The organism is Streptomyces sp. NPDC054849 (assembly GCF_053610945.1).
In genome coordinates this window covers 1-1,129 of the sequence record NZ_JBSGZI010000202.1, presented here as the reverse complement: position 1 = coordinate 1,129, position 1,129 = coordinate 1, and the positions used below count along the sequence as shown (strand labels likewise).

Sequence of the window (1,129 nt, the reverse complement as noted above, 5' to 3'; positions counted from 1 at the left end):
GGCATCGAGGTCAGGACCTGGTGAAGAGGGTGAGCCTCCAACAGGGTGCTGATCTGGGCTTCCAGCGCCCGGCGCTGGTCGTGAACCGCCGCGAGTGAGGCGGCCAGGGACGGGATCACGATGTCGAGGGTGCCGGTTCCCGGGACCACGACGGTCTGTTCCTCGAGAGCGTCGAAGACGTCGTCGATCAGCCGGACGGCCATGCGTGGGGCCTTGGGGCGGATCAGTTCGACGAGTCTGCGGCGGCCGGCCTTCCGCAGTGCGGCCGGGGATCCGTAGCGCTCGAGGAGCCAGGTGACCGCAGGGTGGTCCAGCCGCGGTCCCAGGACTCGTTCGAGGCTGGGGTGGAACTGGGTCAGCAGGCCGCGTATCCGGTTCGAAGTGCGGGTGGCCTCGGCGGCGAGGTCCTGGTCGAAGCCGGTCAGCACCGTGAGCTCGGCGGTGATCTCGTCGGTCAGCTCCAGCGACCGCAGGACGTGCGGCATGGTGCGGGCAGCGTCCGCGATGACCGCCGCGTCCTTCGCGTCGGTTTTCGCCTCGCCCGGATAGAGATCGGCGATCCGCCTCATGGCGAGTCCGGGCAGGTAGGCGACCTCGCAGCCCGCGTCGCGGGCCACGGTCAGCGGCAGAGCCCCGATCGATGCGGGCTGGTCCACGATCACCAGCACCGTGCCGAACTTCGCGATCAGCTTGTCGAAGACGGCCCGCAGTCTCGGTTCGCTGTTGGGCATCGGCTTGTCGAAGACTTTCTTGCCCGCCGGCGTCAGCCCGTGGCCATGGTGGGCGCTTTTGCCGACGTCCATACCCAGGAAGACGCCCACATCGCCGGTGTCTAACATCGCACCCCTCCTGGGTGGTTGACCTGGCCGGCCTTGGCGTTGGCGCCGTGCTCGCGCATCCACGTTATGCAGACCTGCCGCCCACGTCTCTGTCCGGCATTGCGCCGGGCCGGGCGGTGGCCGGGTCTCTCATCAGCGGCTCCGACGGCACCCCACGGACCCGGCGACACCACCCCCCAGGTCATCCGTTCGACAGAGGGGAATCTCAATGACCGTGTCAAGCCGCCGCCGGGGTCGGCGGGGTGGAGGTGAACAGCCTCTTGTCGCGGAGCATGGCCCACAGGACATCG

Annotated in this window: 1 protein-coding gene; it reads right to left on the bottom strand. The window is 68.8% G+C overall.

Annotated elements, in window-relative coordinates; all coding sequences use genetic code 11:
• A partial coding sequence (locus ACWGIF_RS37870; protein ID WP_453504410.1) for an IS110 family transposase occupies nucleotides 1–839 on the bottom strand: 839 nt, incomplete at its 3' end.
• Between the last annotated feature and the right edge of the window lie 290 nt (nucleotides 840–1,129).